A 19,462-nucleotide genomic window follows, 5' to 3' on the forward strand; every position below is an offset into this window, starting at 1 on the left:
ACAATCAACTCCCAAGCAAGTAAATGACCAACGCCAGATAGCAGATAAACAGCCCAACTTCGAACCAAGCTGCGCGCCACAGCTTGTGATAGAGCCCAGTTTGATAGAGTACCCAGCGAGTGATGCAGGAAAGCAGAAAAGCTAAGGGGATAAAGATAATTAATGGACTAAATAACAAACCATCGAACGCGAGTTCTTTAAGCATTACGCTATTCATCCCGATAACAGTGGCGCAGCGATAACCGCACTAAGTGTTTAAAATGCAAAGTACTCCGTCGAGATTATAGGAAAGTCGCGTGAGAGTTAATGGTTTTATGCTATCTGTGATCAATTAGGGCCAGCATAAGCTGGCCCTAAATATGATGAAATCAAAGCGAAAATCGCTTCTACCTCATGGTAACAAACTCTTCCGCGCCCGTGGGGTGGATAGCAACGACCGCATCGAAATCGGCCTTAGTCGCGCCCATTTTCATGGCGACGCCGAAACCCTGAAGGATTTCGTCCATACCAAAACCAATACCATGAATACCAACGACTTTTTCGTCCTTGCCAGCGCAGACTAACTTCATCTTACAGGCTTGGCGATGGGCCGTAACGGCTGTGTACATGGAGGTAAACGTCGACGTATACACTTTGACGTTATCGTCGCCGTATTGAGTACGGGCCTCAGGTTCGGTCAAGCCCATAGTGCCGATAGGCGGATGGCTGAATACAACTGTTGGGATCAGGTTGTAATCCATTTTGGCATCTGTCATGCCGTTAAATAAACGCTCAGATAACAAACGGCCCGCTTTAACCGCAACAGGGGTGAGCTCTACGCCGCCCGCCATAATGTCGCCGACACAGTAAATCCCTTTGTGAGTTGTATTTTGCTGCTCATCAGTGATGACATAGCCTTTGCTATCTAATTGCACTTCAGTATTTTCTAGGCCGATATTGCCTGTTGCAGGTGAGCGGCCAATTGCCCAAATCAAGCAATCGACTGTAATGCTTTCACCGTTTTCTAAGTTTAATGTCAGGCTGTCATCGGCATTTTTAACCACGGCTTTTGGCACGCTATGGGTGTGCAATGTTGGGCCTTCGGTTGCCATCGCATCGACGAGAGCATCGACTAATATAGGGTCAAAGTTACGCAGCGGCGCATGTTTACGCACTAATAAGTGAGTTTCACTGCTCAGAGCGTGTAACACGCCAGCGACTTCAACAGCGATATAACCCGCGCCAACAACTGCAACGCGCTTAGGTTGCTCGCGTAGGGCGAAGAAACCATCGGAGTCGATACCGTATTGCGCGCCAGGAATGTTCGGAATCGTCGGTGCGCCGCCAGTGGCGATAAGGATGTGATCGGCGGTGTAATGTTCGCCGTCCACTTCGATGGTGTTGCCATCCACAAAACGGCCGTAGCCATTTAACAGCGTCACTTTATTGTTGGCAAAACCACGGCCATAGGCATCGTGAATGCGACCAATGTAGGCTTCGCGGTTTTCGACCAAAGTGTTCCAATCGAATTTATTAACAGTGACGTCGAAACCATAATCTTTGGCGTAAAGGTTCATCGCTTCGGCAACATGGGCGCCATACCACATGACTTTTTTGGGCACACAACCTACGTTTACACAGGTGCCACCCACGTGTTTGGCTTCGATGAGTAGAACCTTAGCACCACGCATTGCCGCTCGGTTTGCTGAGGCGATACCGCCGCTGCCTGCGCCTAGGCAGATATAGTCAAAATGTTGAGCCATGAGTTTCTCCGTCTTACTTCAAGGATGAGATGCTTTACAGCAGAAGGTCATTGTAGGGGGCTTTGCGGTAACAGACCAGCCTATTGCATCACTAACGTATAAGGCATTGCTTTTAATAAAAATACTCCTAAAGTTGCATTCAGTTGTTATCGTGTGGCTGTTTCGCGGCGATATTGGCACTTAGAGTGATCGTTTTGAGCTGGGCCTTCTGCACCACATTTCAAACACTGCCACTCTTTTTGGCGGGCGCTGAGTTCGTCGGCTTGATGTTTAGCCGCGTTATCTTGCTTGTCGCCGAGTAGGGACTCTAGCTGATCCATACGTTTATCGAGCCAACGGCAGTTAGGATCATTGGCGACATGTGCACGACTGGCGAGCTGTTGTTTGCGACTGAGTTTTTTACTCTTAGCGGCTTTGTTCGATTGAGTGGCTTTAGTTGATTTAGTGGTTTTGGATGGCTCTGCGGGTGTGACAGTGGGGGGCGAATACTCGAATGCACTTTGCACTTGGTTAGGCACATTAATCGGCTTGCCCTCATTGTCGAGCAAAGTGCCTAGGGGCAAAGGCGCCGTTTGTGCCGGTTGTGCTAAGGATTCTAGACTCGGTTCAGGCTCAGATACCTGCTGCGCATTAGTCGAGCTTGTCACTTGGATAAAAAGCAGGGGCAAGGCAATGACAGCGGTTCGGATAAGATAGAAATGATGCGTTAACATTCCCTGTTCCTCGGCAAAATCGATGTAACATTCCCTGTTCCTCGGCAAAATCGATATGAATAGTGAGTCGCTCCGTCGACATTTTGAGTTTAGTTAGTGAGCTTTGTTTTTGCCAAATGTCGCGGGATAAATTGACAGAGGAAGGTTGCAATACAGCGCTAGAAACACAGAGCTAAAACGACGTTAAAACGTTATCGCAAAGTGGATGCCTGCATAGGTTTGATCCTGTGAACTTATATCGCCGTTGGCTGAGGCTTCTTGCTCAATATCACTCTGGGCAATGCTGTGGCTAATGTGTCCGCTAATATTCATGCTTGGGGTCAGTTGATAATTCGCTTCGAGGCCAAACTGCAGGTTATTACTGCCATCGTGTTCTTCTGTGCGGTATTTAAAATCAAACCCTTGAGTGATATAGGGCGTGAGGCTGAACTGGTCTGTGATACTCCAATAACTGTGCAAACTCACTTCAACAAAGTAGCCTGCTGCCTCTGTGGAATAGACATAACTCACCGATGGTACCAACCAAGCTGTGGCGCTGTAGGCGAGTTCTGCAAATAGCTCGTTATCTTGGCAGCGGCTATTGCTATAGCCTTCAATGCGCTGATATCCCAGATTAGCCTCTAGGTTTTCGGCTAAGTTGAACCCATATTCAAGGCCGATATTCCACTCTGTATAGGCTTGGCTATCACCGCGTCCGACTAAGGCATAAGTGGTTAAGTTGCCGTGTTGAACGGCAGCATTGAGCCAATAAATACCCCCATTTTGCAAGTTATTGCGACCCTGTGAGACATATTTGCTGTCCCAACCTAAATCCAGCGTCACCGCCAAAGGTTCTGTTATCTGGCGGGGTAATATGGTGTTTGAAATACTATCGACTTGTTCTAGGCCCTCATTAGCAACTGCGTTGTGACTAAGGCAGTTGATCCCTAATGTGCAGAGGACGCTGGCGATAAGTTTCACTGAGTGTGTTGCCATATTTTTACTGATTTTGGTCGAGGTACGTTAGTTATGCAGATAATACCTTGCCCACATACAAACATTAATGCGAATTGATTCGATTTGCGATCGAGATTGCAACAATGTGTAGGTAAATAAAACGTAAATCCTAAATGCGAACTAGTTCACTTTTTTTCAAGGGAAATAGGGTTAAGTAAGACGTTCGAAGGGGACAATCGGTTTTCTCGCCTTGATAAATAGGCCATTAGCCCTTATTTATAACAGATACAGATTGTTGAGGAGTCAATATGAGCAACCCTTTGCTTAGCGGCGCAAAATTACCGCTTTTTTCACAGATTAAACCGGAACATATTCAAGTCGCCGTTGAGCATGCCATTGCTCAGTGCCGCACTAAGATTGATGAAGTGCTGCAGAACCAAGGTCCTTTTACGTGGGACAACTTGGTCGCGCCATTAGAACAGGTTGATGATGAGCTAAGCCAAATTTGGTCGCCAGTTTCTCATATGAATTCAGTGACTAGCACAGATGAGTGGCGTGCCGCCCATGATGCTTGTTTACCTCTTTTATCGGAATACGGTACTTACGTTGGCCAACACCAAGGTTTGTATCAAGCCTATAAAGCGCTGCGAGCATCCAATGAATTTGCACAATTGAGCCAAGCGCAGCAGATGGTGATAGAGCACAGCCTGCGCGACTTTGAACTATCGGGTATTGGCTTAGATGACGCGCAAAAAGTGCGTTATAGCGAGATTGTAAAACGTCTTTCTGAACTCACCAGTGGCTTTTCGAATCAATTACTGGATGCGACGCAAGCTTGGACTAAGTTGATCACTGATGAAGCTGAGCTTGCTGGTTTGCCTGAGTCTGCCAAAGCCGCCGCTAAAGCGATGGCGCAGTCGCGTGAGCTAGAAGGTTGGTTATTTACCTTAGATTTTCCCTCTTACCTACCCGTCATGACCTACAGCGAAAACCGCAGTCTTCGGGAAGAATGCTACCGTGCGTTTGTCACTCGCGCTTCAGATCAAGGTCCCAATGCCGGAGAGTTTGATAACAGCCCGCTGATGGACGAAATTCTTGCTTTGCGCCACGAACTCGCATTGTTACTCGGTTTTGACAGTTTTGCTGACAAATCCCTAGCGACGAAAATGGCTGAAACACCGGCGCAGGTGATGGCATTTTTAAATGAGTTAGCGCTGCGCTCAAAGGATCAAGCTAAGGCAGAACTGGCTGAGCTGAGAGCGTTTGCAGAGGCCGAATATGGCGTGACTGAAATGGCCTCTTGGGACTTAAGTTTCTATGCTGAGAAGTTGCAGCAGCATAAGTATGAGATTTCACAGGAAATCCTGCGTCCGTATTTCCCCGAAGATAAAGTGCTCTCAGGTTTATTCTACACAGTATCGCGTTTGTTCGGCCTTAAAATCCTTGAGCAAAAGGATTTTGACCGATGGCATAAAGACGTGCGTTTCTTCGATATTTTCGACGAAACTGACGAACACAGAGGTAGTTTCTACCTCGATTTATATGCCCGCACAGGTAAACGTGGTGGTGCTTGGATGGATGACTGCCGTGTGCGCCGTCAAACCGCCAATGGATTACAAAAGCCTGTGGCTTATTTGACCTGTAACTTTAATGGTCCGGTCGATGGCAAACCTGCGCTGTTTACCCATGATGAAGTGACAACCCTGTTCCACGAATTTGGCCATGGTATCCACCACATGCTGACCAAAATCGATGTTGCAGGCGTGTCGGGTATCAATGGCGTGCCTTGGGATGCGGTCGAGTTACCAAGTCAATTTATGGAAAACTGGTGTTGGCAGGAAGAAGCATTAGCCGAAATTTCTGGCCACTTTGAAACCGGCGAACCATTACCTAAAGCCTTATTAGATAAAATGCTGGCGGCGAAAAACTTCCAGTCTGGTATGATGATGCTGCGCCAACTCGAGTTCTCATTGTTCGATTTTAGAATGCACCACGAATACGATCCAGCTAAAGGCGCGCGCATTCAAGAAACCTTAGACGAAGTGCGTCGTCAGGTGGCCGTATTAACGCCGCCGGATTTTAACCGTTTCCAACATGGGTTTGCCCATATTTTTGCAGGCGGTTATGCCGCAGGTTATTACAGCTATAAATGGGCTGAAGTGCTCTCGGCGGATGCCTTTTCCCGTTTCGAAGAGGAAGGTATTTTCAACCCTGAAACGGGTCGTCGCTTCCTGCACAATATCCTCGAAATGGGAGGCTCTGCCGAACCTATGAACTTGTTTAAACAGTTTATGGGACGCGAGCCGAATATCGATGCCCTGTTAAGACATTCAGGCATTGCTGCATAAGCAATTGTGAGTTTTGATAAATCAGCCCCTTTTAATGGGCTGATTATCTGAGGGTATTTAGCTTAATCGAACGATAAAAAGACGCCTTAGGGCGTCTTTTTTGTGAGCTATATCCCGCTTGCCCTGTGGTATGACCTCTGTTAGCCTGTGGCTCTTATTTCAAGGGCGGCGCGTTATGAATCTGTATTTTCGTTTGTTTTGGTTGTTATTTTGGCGCACGCGCCATTGTCGTAAGATCGATTTTCTAGGGACAAGCCGTATCACTTATCGTGCTTTACCGAGCGATTGCGACATCAATTTCCATCTAACTAATTCTCGCTATCCCGCGTTTATGGATCTGGCGCGGACTTATATGTTGGCTGAGATGGGTCTGCTGAAACGTTTCTTAAAGTTGAAGTGGATGCCGATAGTCAATGCCGCCGAATTTACCTATATTCGCGATATTAAGCCGCTAAAAACCTTTGAGATTGAAACCAAAGTCGTCGGTTGGGATGAAAAATATTTCTATATTGAACAACGCTTTGTGAGCGAACGTGGCCTACATTGTATCGTTCATGTACGCGGTGTGTTTGTGTGCAAAGGTAAGCAAGTGCCGCTAGATGTACTAGTGAAAGAGGCGGGTTATACCGATCCTGCACCTGAGTTGCCGCCAGAAGTCGTGAAGTGGAAAGCGTTTTTGCAGTTGAAGAAAGAACGCAATATGTGATTGTGTTGAGGCATGACTTACTCGCTAAGGTATGCCTCTTATTCCTGCCGTTTCCTCCATCTCTGCCAGTAACACCTCTTCTTGTACTAACATCCAAGCGCCACGCAGTTGTGCCTGTTGCCAATAGCGCACGATTTCATCTAAATCCAACAGGTTTAGATGTTGGAAGCTATAGCTTAAGCAAGGGATAAGTGCACAGTCGGCTAAGGTAAAACTGTCGCCACAGACCCAATGATGTTGTGTGAGTTGCGCGTCTAAGCGTTGAAACTGTGCCAGTAGTTGCTTCTCTAATTGTTTGATTTCGAATTCATTACTGTCTTCTATATGCTTTAACTTTTCTAATTGAAATAATGGGTTGTTAATATCATTGTCTATGATGCGATCGAACAAACGTACCTGTAAGTTGCGTTGTGGCTCTTGTGGCAGCAGCTGGGTACTGTTTTCAAAATGCCTATCTAAGTACTCGATAATAATGCTGGATTCGGGTATCAGCTGTTCATTTTGGGCTTTAAGCAGGGGGATTCGCGCTTGCGGATAACGTTGGTGAAATTCCTTGCGGGACAAAGGGTCGCGTAGATCTATGATTCTGGGGTAGAAGTTGGCCTGCTTTTCATAAAGTGCGATGAGCACTTTCTGTGAATAGCGTGATAACGGGTGATAAAAAAGCTCCATAGGCACTCACTCCAAACCCAGTCTTTTACGGACTTTACGTTTTAACTTTAGTCGTAATTGAAGCGCTTGCTGTAAGAGTTTTCTTAAAAAATGCTGGAATAAACACAATTTTTCTTGGCAAAGCCAAGTGATCCATCAGGGGTAAAAATAGGTATTATGAGCCCATATAGGAAGTGTCGGGATTTAATCATTTTAAAGGTAATAATATGAGCCAGTTAGAGCGTTTTTCATCTATTTATGCCAGAGCCAGTGAGCGCAAAGGCGGACCTGCTGGACTCGAAGCCTTATTGTCTGGTTGCCTGTCTGATGATGAAATTCGCCAATATCGGGATGCTGAATTATTGTCGGCGATGAGCCGTCAGGTGTTTCAAAGTGGGTTTGTATGGCGGGTGGTTGTGAACAAATGGCCCGAGTATGAGAAGTCTTTCTTTGGGTTCGAACCGCATAAAGTATTAATGTTATCGCCTGAGCAAATTCAAGCGCGGGCAAGTGATGCGACCTTGATTCGCCATCTTAAAAAGACTCAAGCCATTTATGATAATGCTCTGATGATCCACGATGTTGCTCGCGAACATGGCAGCTTGGCGCAGCTGATCGCCGCTTGGCCGACGCAGGATATTATCGGGTTGTGGGCATTTTTAAAGAAACGCGGTACCCGACTGGGCGGCAATACGGGCCCCTATTTTCTGCGCGGTATTGGCAAAGATACTTTTTTGTTAACCGATGATGTACAAGGCTATTTTAAAGCACATAAGTTAGTCGATACGGGTTTTTCATCACAAACGGCGCTTAAACAAGTGCAAGCCGTATTTAATCAGTGGCAACAGGAGTCGGGTCGTTGTTTGGCTGATATCAGCCGTATTTTGGCTTGCAGCGTGGGCGATAATCGAATTTAGTCCTGTTAAGTTGTGATTGAAGATGAACAAATTAGTTTTAATAGACAAATATTGCTTTGCTAGCAAGATTTTTCATTACAGAAGCATTATTTGTGGGAGTCTGAGTTTCATTTAATGGGGTATTAATCTGAATTTCGGGTTTGCTCCGTTTTGGGGTAACCACTAAAATAGCTCGCTAGCTATTATTTGTGGCTGTTTAATTGTGTGGCGTTGGCTCATAACGCTGGCGCTGCATTTTAGCCGTGCACAAATAGTAGATGTAATAAATTGCACAGCAATCCGCTATCGGATGTATTCATGTTTTTACGCGCAAGCAGTCTGAAGCCAGCTCTTTGCTTACTCTCTTTCGGTATTGTCAGTCTTGATAGGGTCGTTTTTAACGACTTGATGCTGAGAGTGGCCTGAGTAAAAACAAGCGCGCTGCGTTTTCGTCTCTATGTACAAATTATTGCAACAAGTGACGGTTAAGCTAACGTCATTGAGCTGTGGGCCTTGGCCTGCCGCAAGTCTAGAATATGAACAGATTTGCAACATATTCAATATGGAGTAGGCTTATTGGGTGTTTTACGGCATATCCCCCTAACAATGCCACTCAAAGTTAACCGATTTTTTAAATCGAATAACAATTCGATGAATATAGTAATGCTGAATGAGTGAAAATTTTCATTAGTTTACAATTTAGTTTCGTTATCTTCCTTGTTGATTCATATAGGCTATGAGATAAATAACGGATTTGATTTTAGTTACAATTACGGCTCGTGTCAGCGCAATAAGTGTACTGGTATGTGGGCAGTTAATATTTGAAGGAGTTCTCATGCGGCAGACAATTAAACTTGCCTCAGTTATAAGCGTGGCGTTATGGATGGCAGCTTGCAGCCCTCAAGAAGAGAGCGCTCAGGCGGGTGCTGGTCCACGTAGTATGGAAGTGGGAATCCTTAATGTTGTTGCCCAGCCACAAGTGATTCAGGTGGAATTACCAGGACGCAGTAAAGCTTTCCTCGAGGCTGAAGTTCGTCCACAGGTTAACGGTATTATCACTAAGCGTAGTTTTGTTGAAGGTGGTAATGTGAAACAGGGTGAATCTCTGTATCAGATTGATTCTTCAACTTATAAAGCTGCTTTAGTGAGTGCCAATGCTGATTTAGCCAGAGCGAATGCGGGCTTAGCCTCAGCAAAAGCTAAGGCGGCACGTTATCAGCAATTGGTAAAAACCAACGCCATCAGTAAGCAAGAGTTCGATGAAGCTGAAGCGGCTTATAAAGAAGCATTAGCGAATGTAACCGTGGCTGAAGCTGCGATTAACACCGCTAAAATCAACCTGCAATATACTGAAGTATTAGCGCCTATCTCTGGTCGTATCGGTAAATCGAGTGTGACTGCGGGTGCGTTAGTCACTGCCAACCAGAGCCAAACGCTGGCGACGATTCAACAACTTGATCCTATCAATGTGGATATCGCGCAATCGAGTGCTCAGTTGTTACGTCTTAAAGCTAAGTTGCAGCAAGGTAAGCTACAAGCTTCAGAAAATGCAGACGTGAAATTATTGCTTGAAGATGGCACTCAATATAGTCATCCGGGTAAGTTGCAGTTCGCTGAAGTGAGCGTGGATCCAAACACTGGCTCCGTTATTCTGCGCGCAGAATTCCCTAATCCAGAAGGTATCTTGTTACCTGGCATGTATGTTCGCGCTATGTTAAATGCTGGTACTGATCCACAGGCTATCTTGGTTCCACAAAAAGCGATTACGCGTAACTCTAAGGGTGAAGCTGTGGCTATGGTGGTGAATGACCAAGGTTTAGTCGAAGCGAAAACAGTGACGACCGCAGAAGTGATTAACAACCAATGGCGAGTCACTTCTGGTTTAACTGTGGGCGACAAGTTGATTGTGGAAGGATTACAGAAAGTTCGTCCCGGCGCTCCAGTAACCACCAAAGTTATTTCTGAAACGCAAGCACAATAGGGCATAGCTATGGCACGTTTTTTTATTGATCGCCCCATCTTTGCGTGGGTGATCTCCTTGATTATTATGCTGGCGGGGATCCTCTCGATCCGCTCGCTGCCAGTGTCCCAATATCCTAACATTGCACCACCAACCGTGGTGATCAGTGCTAACTATCCTGGCGCTTCCGCTAAGATTGTTGAAGATTCTGTGACTCAGGTGATTGAGCAACGTATGACGGGTATCGATCACCTCCGTTATATCGCCTCAGCCAGTGACAGTTTTGGTAATGCTGAGATCACTTTAACCTTTAACGCTGAAGCCGATCCGGATATTGCACAGGTTCAAGTGCAGAACAAGTTACAGGGCGCTATGACCCTGTTACCGCAAGAGGTGCAGGCGCAAGGGGTTAACGTTAACAAGTCGAGTTCAGGCTTCTTAATGGTATTAGGCTTCGTATCGACCGATGGTTCGTTAGATAAAGGCGATATCGCCGACTATGTTGGTGCGAACATTCAAGATCCTATGAGTCGCGTACCGGGCGTAGGTGAAATTCAGCTGTTTGGTGCCCAATATGCGATGCGTATATGGCTAGATCCGTTGAAATTGACTCAATACAACTTGACCAGTTTAGACGTTATCGCTGCGATTCGTTCTCAAAACGCTCAAGTTTCAGCTGGACAGTTAGGTGGCGCGCCCTCTGTGGCTGGCCAAGAGTTGAACGCAACGGTATCGGCTCAAAGCCGCTTACAAACGGCGGAAGAGTTCCGCAAAATTATCCTTAAATCGGATATTTCAGGCGCAAACGTCTTCCTAAGCGATGTGGCACGGGTTGAATTAGGTTCTGAAAGTTATGCTGTGGTGTCACTGTATAACGGTCAACCTGCGACAGGGTTAGCGATTAAGCTGGCAACGGGTGCTAACGCGCTTGATACTGCTGAAGCTGTTCGTGAAAAAATTGCTGAGATGAAACCTTTCTTCCCGCAAGGGCTAGAAGTTGTTTATCCATACGATACAACGCCTTTCGTTGAAAAATCGATAGAAGGTGTAGTACATACCTTGCTTGAAGCTATTGTACTAGTGTTCATCATCATGTACCTCTTCTTGCAAAATTTCCGCGCAACTTTGATCCCGACTATTGCAGTACCTGTGGTATTGCTGGGAACCTTTGCGATTCTGTCGTTAGCGGGTTTCTCGATTAACACTTTAACCATGTTTGCTATGGTGCTCGCCATTGGTTTGCTGGTGGACGATGCGATTGTGGTGGTGGAAAACGTCGAGCGGGTAATGGCCGAGGAGGGCTTAAGTCCACTGGAAGCGACGCGTAAGTCGATGGATCAAATTACTGGTGCTTTAGTCGGTATCGGTCTGACCCTCTCCGCAGTGTTTGTCCCTATGGCATTTATGTCAGGTTCAACGGGGGTTATTTATCGTCAGTTCTCTATCACTATCGTATCTGCTATGGCGTTGTCTGTTCTAGTTGCTTTGATTTTAACTCCTGCACTTTGTGCGACTATGCTCAAACCGATTAAGAAGGGCCATGCTCATATCGAAACTGGCTTCTTTGGTTGGTTTAACCGTAGTTTCGATAAACTGACTAATCGTTATGAGTCGAGCGTTGCTGGGATCATCAAGCGCGGCTTTAGAGTGATGGCGATTTACGTTGTGCTGGTTATTGCAGTGGGTTGGATCTTTATCCGTATGCCTACGGCTTTCTTACCAGATGAAGACCAAGGTATTTTGTTCACGCAAGCCATTTTGCCGACTAACTCAACTCAAGAAAGCACCTTAAAAGTATTGGAGAAAGTGTCTGATCACTTTATGGCTGAGGAGGGAGTGAGATCGGTGTTTAGCGTGGCGGGCTTCAGTTTTGCGGGTCAAGGGCAAAACATGGGTATCGCCTTCGTTGGTTTGAAGGATTGGTCTGAGCGTGAAGCGTCTGGTATGGATGTGAAGTCTATTGCTGGTCGCGCTATGGGTGTGTTCGGTCAGATGAAAGATGCCTTAGTATTTGCCTTCGTACCGCCTGCGGTAATCGAGTTGGGGACGGCGAACGGTTTCGACATGTACCTGCAGGATAAGAACGGCCAAGGCCACGAGAAGTTAGTGGCGGCACGTAATCAACTGCTTGGTATGGCGGCACAGAATCCAAATCTGGTGGGTGTGCGTCCAAACGGTCAAGAAGATGCGCCAATTTATCAATTACATGTAGATCACGCTAAGTTGAGCGCGTTAGGCATTGAAATCACTAATGTGAACAATGTGCTTGCAACGGCTTGGGGTGGTTCTTATGTGAATGACTTTATTGACCGCGGCCGCGTGAAGAAAGTATATGTGCAAGGTGATGCCCAGTATCGTATGCAACCGGGAGATTTAGATTCTTGGTACGTGCGCAATAACAAGGGTGACATGGTGCCATTCTCTGCGTTTGCCACTGGTGCATGGGAATACGGTTCTCCACGTTTAGAACGCTTTAACGGCTTACCATCGATGAACATTCAAGGTGCCACGGCTCCTGGTTTCAGTACCGGTGCAGCTATGACAATTATGGAAGACTTAGCCAAGCAGCTTCCTCCTGGTTTTGGTGTCGCGTGGAACGGTCTATCGTATGAAGAACGTCTATCGGGTAACCAAGCGCCAGCGCTGTATGCTCTGTCGATCTTAGTGGTCTTCTTAGTATTGGCAGCACTCTATGAAAGCTGGTCGGTACCCTTTGCAGTTGTGCTCGTGGTTCCGCTCGGGATCATCGGTGCCTTGATTGCAATGAATGGTCGCGGCTTGCCAAACGACGTGTTCTTCCAAGTGGGGCTGTTAACCACAGTAGGGTTAGCGACTAAGAACGCCATCTTGATTGTGGAATTCGCCAAAGAGTTCTATGAGAAAGGTTCAGGCTTAGTTGAGGCGACCTTACATGCGGTGCGTGTGCGTCTTCGCCCCATCTTAATGACGTCTCTAGCCTTTGGTCTGGGTGTTGTGCCGTTAGCTATCAGTACCGGTGTAGGCTCTGGTAGTCAAAACGCCATTGGTACAGGTGTACTCGGCGGTATGATGAGCTCGACTTTCCTAGGGATATTCTTCGTACCATTATTCTTCGTGATAGTGGAGCGTCTCTTCAGTAAGCGCGAGAAGAAAGGTAAAGAACAGAAGCCAAACTCAGCTGAATAAGCTCGATCGTTTCTAAACTTCTAAACTAAAGCCCTGCAATTGCAGGGCTTTTTGTTATTTTAATGCTGTTAGTTATAAAGATGGATAGGCACTGTGCGCGAGTTCTGGCATATTGCGCTGAGGCAGTTAAGAGGACGAAACATGGATGATGCTGCGTTGGAATTGCAAAAACTAGATGCACTCATTGCTAAAGGTAAGATGTACGTCATTTTGGTCTTTGGCGTATTTTTCTGGGGTATGCTGACGTCCCTCGTGGTCGCCTTAATACATTATTTTATCTCGGGCGATCCATTCTGGGCGGAACTGCAAAGAGCGCTCTATATTTATCCCATTGGCGGTATTTTATTTGGTTGGTTTGTGTGGGTGCAGATTAATCGTAAGCGAGATAAACTTCGCGCCCAATAGTATCAATAGTTCTGGTTAAGCTGAGTGTAGGAGTGACATGGTGTTTTCGTGGGGTAATCTTGCCACTAAGCAACTTATCGTGGGAATGGTATGCCATGGCATAGCGCTGGCATTTTTGGCCTATGGCGTTTATGCATTTTACTTGCAGGAGCTTGTACTACCAGAGTTAACTCGCTGTGTCGGTGCTGCAGTGTTATTTGTGGGCATGGGGCTAGCCCCTCAATTATTTTTTATGTCAGTGAGCCAGATAGTATCGCAAGCTGAGGACACGACATTAAAATCTACCCTACAGACCTATGTGTTTAATCTAGGTATTTTTTTGATGATCTGCAGTCTGTTAATGGAATGGCTATACGAGTAAAGTTATCGAATAAAGAAAGGGCGTCGACTTTATCATCGACGCCCTTTTTATTGCGGTTAAGGCGTGTAGTAAGTCGCGGCTCCCGGCCCAACGGGCAGACCAAAGCCAAATACCCACAGGAAGAAGAACGCTGTCCAACCCACGAAAAACACGAGCGAGTACGGCAGCATAGTGGCGATCAGCGTACCTATCCCTAGGTTTTTCTGGTAACGACAGGCAACCGCTAAGATCAAACCAAAGTAGCTCATCATAGGTGTGATTAAGTTAGTCACCGAATCCCCAATACGGTACGCCGCTTGAATCGTTTCGGGCGCATAACCAACCAGCATCAGCATAGGCACAAAAATAGGAGCGGTAATGGCCCACTGGGCCGAGGCACTGCCAAGCATCAAGTTGATAATGCCGCAGAGCATAATAAAGAACAAAAATACGATCGGGCCCGTCAAGCCAATGGATTGCAGAGCATCGGCACCTAACACCGCCAATACTGCACCTAAATTACTCCAGTTGAAGAAGGCGACAAACTGCGCGGCGAAAAAGACGAGGACGATATACATGCCCATAGTGCTCATGCTGTGGGACATGGCATTGATGACATCTTTATCATTTTTGATGCTGCCCACGACTTTGCCGTAAATAAAGCCAGGTATGGCAAAACAGATAAAGATAAAGGCGACTATGCCCTTGAGGAATGGCGAACCTGAGATGAGACCGGTTTCAGGATGGCGCAGCGGTGCGCCTTCTGGTACGACTGAAATCGCTAAAATAACCGCGAGCACTAACATAGATAACCCAGCCCATTTTAAGCCGCGTTTCTCAATAGCACTGATGCTCTCCATCGATTGCAGTACGGTTTCGTCTGCATCATCATCTTGGTATTGACCTAACTTAGGTTCGACGATTTTTTCTGTGACAAAGGCGCCAAGGAAAGTGATCACAAAGGTGGAGACAAACATGAAGTACCAGTTTACTTCTGGGCCGACGTTGTATTGAGGATCTATCATGCGCGCCGCAGCTTCGGTAATGCCCGATAGCAAGGGATCGACAGTACCAAGCAATAAGTTAGCGCTATAACCTCCTGAAACCCCGGCAAAAGCGGCAGCTAAACCTGCAAGTGGATGGCGGCCAAGGGAGTGGAAAATCATCGCCGCCATAGGGATAAGTACCACATAGCCAAGCTCGGCAGCGGTGTTGGACATTATGCCGGCAAATACTATGGTCACAGTGACTAATCGTTTAGAGGCGCCCATGACTAAAGCACGCATAGCCGCAGATAATAAGCCAGAGCGTTCGGCAATCCCGACGCCGAGTAGCGCCACGAGCACAGTGCCGAGCGGCGTAAAGCCAGTAAAGTTGGTCACTAGATGCGAGACTATCATCCGCAAACCTTCGGCGTTCATCAGGCTCACCACATGGATTAAACCGTCGGCACTGCGGCCGTGTGAGCCAATAGGTCTAGGATCGACTACGGTTAACCCAAAGTAGCCCGCAATACCTGAAATAATGATCACTGCAACACAGAACAGTGCGAATAAGGTGATTGGATGGGGCAGCAGATTGCCTAAGCGTTCAACAATATTGAGAAAACGTACAAACCAACCACTAGAGCTGATATCGCCCTGTTGTGGATTGGGTTCAGAAGCTTTTTTTGGAGGAATATCGCCGGAATTAAAACTCATCGTCCTTCCTTTATGTCGACCTTTACGCAGCGCAATATTTGGACCCTATAACAGACTCGAGACATTGCCGACGGCCGATTGTGGATGACGTGGCTGAGGGGATAACTCTAGGTGCAAGACTCGGAGTGAAAGCTAAGGTAAAAGTTAAAAAATTAGCGGCAAAGTATGATTGTTAAGTTTTAATTGAAACTTAAATGTTGCTATTGACTGCGTTGAGGCGAGGAGGGCTAAAATTAGGATAAAAAAATGGACTCTCGAGGAGTCCAGTATTCACGAGCAAAATTGGATGCTCTAATGTTGTGCCATATCACTATAGACGTTGTTTGCTGTATCGGAGCTGAATATCGATAAATTTATAGTTTAAATGCTGTTTTTTATGCAGATGATCACTTTTCATCGCTGAATATGGCCAGTTTCGTTGATGATTGCTCGTTAGATGACATCGCCAGCTCTGACCAGCGAGTAATTTCATTGTCTTAATCAGCCCGCAGGTGAAATTTTCACTCATTTATGGTTAGCTGTATCCTATTAACAAGAATAAGAAACCTAAGGATGGAAGATGGAAAAATTGTTATTGGGATTAACGCTGATTTTTATCGTGACCTATCTTTGGTACGTCAGTCTAGTCAAAAAGCGCAATACCGCGCTCGAAGCCTTGTCGGGTATCGATGTACAGCTGACCAAGCGTGCCGACCTTGTGCCTAACATTCTAAAAATCGCTAAACGATTTATGGAGCATGAAAAGTCACTGCTCACTGAAATCACCGAATTACGCACTCAGCTCAGCCATAATTACAACAAGGCCGATCCGAGTGCCGTTAAAGAGCATTTAGTTCAGGCTGAGCGGTTGAACGACAAAATGAGCACCTTGATGGTGAATGTGGAGAACTATCCTGAGCTCAAGTCCGACAACACTATGTTGCAGGCGATGCAGACCTATAACGAGGTCGAAGCGCATATCTCAGCTGCGAGGCGTTTTTACAACTCGGCAGTTTCCGAGCTTAATACTGCGGTAGAAATCTTCCCCGGCTCGATTATCGCTTCTATGGCGAGTATTAAAGTGATGCCATTCTATGAGGTAAGCGAAGTGGCAAAAGCGCCCGTAGATGCGGCCGAATACTTGTAAGCTTAGCTGTGCAGGGTGAGTTATCACCCTGCAATACTATGACATCAATATGAATATCATCACTTTTATTTTAGGTAGCCCGATTCGGACTTATCGGGGGCCTGTTGGTTTGTCTGCGGATTTTGACGAACTACCTCAACTCGAAGCGTATTACGAAGAACATATCGCGCCCATCAGTCGCAAATATGAAACTAAGCGTGTGGCTTGCCTTAAGGCGGCGCGTAAACGTTTGTATTTGAGTTTGATGATAGTGCTTGGGCTGAGTTTGCTCACCGTTATTGGCTACTACAGCGGTGGCGCTTATTTCCCGCCTTTGCCATTGCTTGCCTTAGTCGGATTATGCTGGTGGAGCTTTGCTCCGACTCGTGAGTTTAAGCATTTGGTTCAAAATGATATTTATCCGCTGATGTTTAAATATTTCGGCGATGATTTTATTTATAGCCGCGAAATGCGCCTCGACATGAATCGACTCGTTGCGGCTAAAGTATTACCGCGATACGACAAAGTCAGCTTCGGTGACTATATACAAGGCTGCTATAAGGGCGTTGAGTTGGCGGTCAATGAGCTTACCCTGACCAAGAATGTGCAAGTCGAAGAGCTGGATGTCAGTACCAGCAGGCGCAGAACTGTGACCCGCACGGAAACCCAGTTTCGTGGCTTAGTGGTTGAGCTTAGTAGCCATAAAGCGTTTATGGGTCATACTGTTGTGCTGAGGGATCGCGGTGGTTTAGCAAATTTCCTTTCCGACAGCCATGCGGGACTGGTACGAGTCAAACTTGAAGATCCGCAATTTGAAAAAGAGTTCGACGTGTTTTCAACGGATCAAATCGAGTCACGTTATTTGCTCAATACGGCATTTATGGAGCGCTTACAGGAGCTTGCCAAACATTTCGATGGCAATATTCAATGTGCATTTTTCCGCAATAAATTGACTTTGTTCCTGCCGAATCGCAGAACGCATTTTCAAATGCAGTCCATTTTTTATGGCGCAACCTTTTCAGTAGAATTTAGTCAGATAAACCGAGAAATGAAGCAACTCTTTGCTATTATTGAAGTACTTAAACTTAATCAGTACACGGGACTTTGATGTTGCTTACTCGCTTAGCGCTTGCTCGTACACTGACTTTTGCAGCCTTTTCATTGCCCTGCAGATTTGAGGCGCTAGGCCTGTGCTTATTATTGATATCGAGTTTGATGATAAATGCAAATGCTGAGGAGGCGCGCGAAAAAGCTAAGCCGCGTATTGTGGCGCGGTACTCACAGAGCGGCATAGTGAGTAGTGAAGGTCTAGAAAAGCTCAAAATTTATCAATACCAACAAGCTAATGGTGTCACCGTATTTACCGACAAAGCCCCCGCAAATAACCAGTATCAAATTTTGTTATATGACTGTTTTGCCTGTCGTCCCGATTCGACCATAGACTGGAATGGTATTCGGTTATTTACCGCTAATTATGATGCCTTGATCTCCCATGCAGCCCATAAGCATCAACTTGATCCCGCCTTAATCCGCGCTGTGATCCACGCGGAATCAGCCTTTAATGCGCGTGCACTTTCGCGAACTGGCGCCATGGGATTAATGCAATTGATGCCAGAAACAGCAAAAGAAATGGGTGTGGCAAATGCATTTTTACCCGAAGAGAATATCTTAGGTGGCAGTAAGTATTTGGCACAAATGCTAAAACAGTTCAATGGTGATATCGCATTGGCCTGCGCGGCTTACAATGCGGGGCCGACGACCGTGGTTCAGTACAATGGCATTCCGCCCTATCCTGAAACCCAAGCCTATGTTGAGCGTGTGAAAATTTTATTGAAGCGTTACCGCGAGCAGAAGGACGTTTAGTTGCCGCATTGATAAGCTAAAATGAAGTGGCGAAAATCCGGAGATCATCGCCGCCATTTGAATCGAAGGTTACTCGCCGACTTCCCATTTTACGGTAATGTCACCGTCCACTTGTCCAAGTGTTTTACCCAAGTAATCCATTAATTCAGTTGCGATTTCGTCTAACTGCCAAGGTGGATTGATGATCCATAATCCTGCCGCTGTCATGCCAAATTCATCTGAATCGGGCTTAATGGCTTGTTCAATTCTCAGCTGACGTTTAATGCCACTGCTGGCTAGGCGCGATAACATACCTTCGGTCTGAGCACGATTTACGACTGGATACCACAGGATAAACACACCCGTAGCAAAACGCTTGTGCGCTTTTATCAGGGTTTCGGCCACATCTTGGTAGTCGGTTTTCATCTCGTAGCTAGGATCGACTAGCACCAGAGCACGACGCTCTAATGGTGGTACTGCGGCGATAAGGCCTTTTAAGCCATCACCTTTGATCACTTTAACTTGTCTGTCTTCGCAGAAATAATCATCCAATAACACATAATCAGTGCTGTGCAGCTCGTGCAAGACCATGCGATCTTTAGGCCCTAGCTCCATGTCGATAATGGCGGGTGAACCTGGGTAGAAGTTGAGTTCGTCTGGATTTTCTTCATTAAAATGGCGCACGGCGGCGACATAGTCCTGCAGCGACTGCGGCAGATCAGTTTTATCCCAAAGCTTAGCTACACCTTCGAGGTATTCACCTGTTTTCTGTGCAAATTCATCGCTTAAAGCATAACCACCCGCACCTGCGTGGGTATCGATATACACGAGTGGTTTGTCTTTTTTGTGCATCAGCTGCAAGGTTTGTAGCAAGATGGCGTGTTTCAACACATCGGCATAATTGCCAGCGTGATAACCATGGCGGTAACTTAACATGGGGGATCCTAGTAATT

At 46.4% G+C, this 19,462-nt stretch carries 17 protein-coding genes; 10 read left to right on the forward strand and 7 right to left on the reverse strand.

All coding sequences use genetic code 11. The features are described 5' to 3' along the window. Positions 1-4: 4 nt before the first annotated feature. The 4 genes from HGO26_RS15150 to HGO26_RS15165 all read right to left on the reverse strand — a co-directional run bounded on the left by HGO26_RS15150 (position 5) and on the right by HGO26_RS15165 (position 3,430). Complete coding sequence (locus HGO26_RS15150; RefSeq protein WP_105250710.1) at positions 5-205, reverse strand: DUF1656 domain-containing protein; 201 nt, start codon at positions 203-205, stop codon at positions 5-7. A gap of 181 nt (positions 206-386) precedes the next feature. Further along, a complete protein-coding gene (gene gorA, locus HGO26_RS15155; RefSeq protein WP_168826187.1) occupies positions 387-1,742 on the reverse strand; it encodes a glutathione-disulfide reductase in 1,356 nt (451 codons plus the stop codon). 146 nt (positions 1,743-1,888) lie between these two features. Next, entirely contained in the window at positions 1,889-2,455 is a 567-nt protein-coding gene (locus tag HGO26_RS15160; protein WP_168826188.1) for a hypothetical protein, read from the reverse strand. Positions 2,456-2,638: 183 nt separating this feature from the next. Further along, positions 2,639-3,430, reverse strand: coding sequence for a hypothetical protein (locus HGO26_RS15165; RefSeq protein WP_168826190.1), 792 nt, complete (start codon positions 3,428-3,430; stop codon positions 2,639-2,641). A 269-nt stretch (positions 3,431-3,699) separates the two neighbouring features. Here HGO26_RS15165 and prlC point away from each other — a divergent pair, with 269 nt between their 5' ends. Together prlC and HGO26_RS15175 are read left to right on the forward strand one after the other, a co-directional pair. Further along, positions 3,700-5,739, forward strand: coding sequence for an oligopeptidase A (prlC, locus tag HGO26_RS15170; protein WP_168826192.1), 2,040 nt, complete (start codon positions 3,700-3,702; stop codon positions 5,737-5,739). Between the two features lie 175 nt (positions 5,740-5,914). Beyond that, positions 5,915-6,445 carry a thioesterase family protein gene (locus HGO26_RS15175; protein WP_011791203.1) on the forward strand — a complete coding sequence of 177 codons (531 nt, stop codon included), beginning with the start codon at positions 5,915-5,917 and terminating at the stop codon, positions 6,443-6,445. A 24-nt stretch (positions 6,446-6,469) separates the two neighbouring features. Here the strand turns inward: HGO26_RS15175 and HGO26_RS15180 are convergent, their stop codons facing one another. Beyond that, positions 6,470-7,117 (reverse strand): glutathione S-transferase family protein, encoded by a 648-nt coding sequence (locus HGO26_RS15180; RefSeq protein WP_168826194.1) that lies wholly within the window; start codon positions 7,115-7,117, stop codon positions 6,470-6,472. Between the two features lie 206 nt (positions 7,118-7,323). Between HGO26_RS15180 and HGO26_RS15185 the strand changes: the two genes are divergently transcribed. The 5 genes from HGO26_RS15185 (at position 7,324) to HGO26_RS15205 (ending at position 13,883) form a co-directional block, all read left to right on the forward strand. Beyond that, positions 7,324-8,013: a DNA-3-methyladenine glycosylase I gene (locus HGO26_RS15185; protein WP_131524443.1), complete on the forward strand. Its 690-nt coding sequence runs from the start codon at positions 7,324-7,326 to the stop codon at positions 8,011-8,013. Positions 8,014-8,827: 814 nt separating this feature from the next. Next, complete coding sequence (locus tag HGO26_RS15190; RefSeq protein WP_105250703.1) at positions 8,828-9,973, forward strand: efflux RND transporter periplasmic adaptor subunit; 1,146 nt, start codon at positions 8,828-8,830, stop codon at positions 9,971-9,973. Positions 9,974-9,982: 9 nt separating this feature from the next. Next, complete coding sequence (locus HGO26_RS15195; RefSeq protein ID WP_168826196.1) at positions 9,983-13,117, forward strand: efflux RND transporter permease subunit; 3,135 nt, start codon at positions 9,983-9,985, stop codon at positions 13,115-13,117. A 141-nt stretch (positions 13,118-13,258) separates the two neighbouring features. Continuing rightward, a complete protein-coding gene (locus HGO26_RS15200) occupies positions 13,259-13,522 on the forward strand; it encodes a hypothetical protein (RefSeq protein ID WP_168826198.1) in 264 nt (87 codons plus the stop codon). A 37-nt stretch (positions 13,523-13,559) separates the two neighbouring features. After that, positions 13,560-13,883, forward strand: a complete 324-nt coding sequence (locus HGO26_RS15205; protein WP_168826200.1) for a hypothetical protein — start codon at positions 13,560-13,562, stop codon at positions 13,881-13,883. A 56-nt stretch (positions 13,884-13,939) separates the two neighbouring features. Here HGO26_RS15205 and HGO26_RS15210 read toward each other — a convergent pair whose 3' ends face one another. Beyond that, entirely contained in the window at positions 13,940-15,562 is a 1,623-nt protein-coding gene (locus HGO26_RS15210) for an AbgT family transporter (protein WP_168826202.1), read from the reverse strand. A 559-nt stretch (positions 15,563-16,121) separates the two neighbouring features. On the opposite strand from HGO26_RS15210, the gene HGO26_RS15215 reads away from it, so the two are divergent. The 3 genes from HGO26_RS15215 to HGO26_RS15225 are packed head-to-tail and all read left to right on the forward strand — an operon-like array spanning position 16,122 to position 18,530. Next, on the forward strand, positions 16,122-16,688 hold the full coding sequence (locus HGO26_RS15215; RefSeq protein WP_168826204.1) for a LemA family protein: 567 nt from the start codon (positions 16,122-16,124) through the stop codon (positions 16,686-16,688). Positions 16,689-16,737: 49 nt separating this feature from the next. After that, complete coding sequence (locus tag HGO26_RS15220; protein WP_168826206.1) at positions 16,738-17,775, forward strand: DUF3137 domain-containing protein; 1,038 nt, start codon at positions 16,738-16,740, stop codon at positions 17,773-17,775. After that, positions 17,775-18,530, forward strand: a complete 756-nt coding sequence (locus tag HGO26_RS15225) for a lytic transglycosylase domain-containing protein (RefSeq protein ID WP_168826208.1) — start codon at positions 17,775-17,777, stop codon at positions 18,528-18,530. Before HGO26_RS15220 ends, HGO26_RS15225 begins: the two co-directional genes overlap by 1 nt. 69 nt (positions 18,531-18,599) lie before the next feature. Here the strand turns inward: HGO26_RS15225 and HGO26_RS15230 are convergent, their stop codons facing one another. Then, the gene (locus HGO26_RS15230; RefSeq protein ID WP_105250694.1) at positions 18,600-19,445 is read right to left on the reverse strand and encodes a 23S rRNA (adenine(2030)-N(6))-methyltransferase RlmJ; all 846 of its coding nucleotides are present in this window, start codon (positions 19,443-19,445) and stop codon (positions 18,600-18,602) included. Positions 19,446-19,462: the final 17 nt, after the last annotated feature.

This window comes from Shewanella oncorhynchi, assembly GCF_012584455.1.
Taxonomy (GTDB): Bacteria; Pseudomonadota; Gammaproteobacteria; order Enterobacterales; family Shewanellaceae; genus Shewanella; species Shewanella oncorhynchi.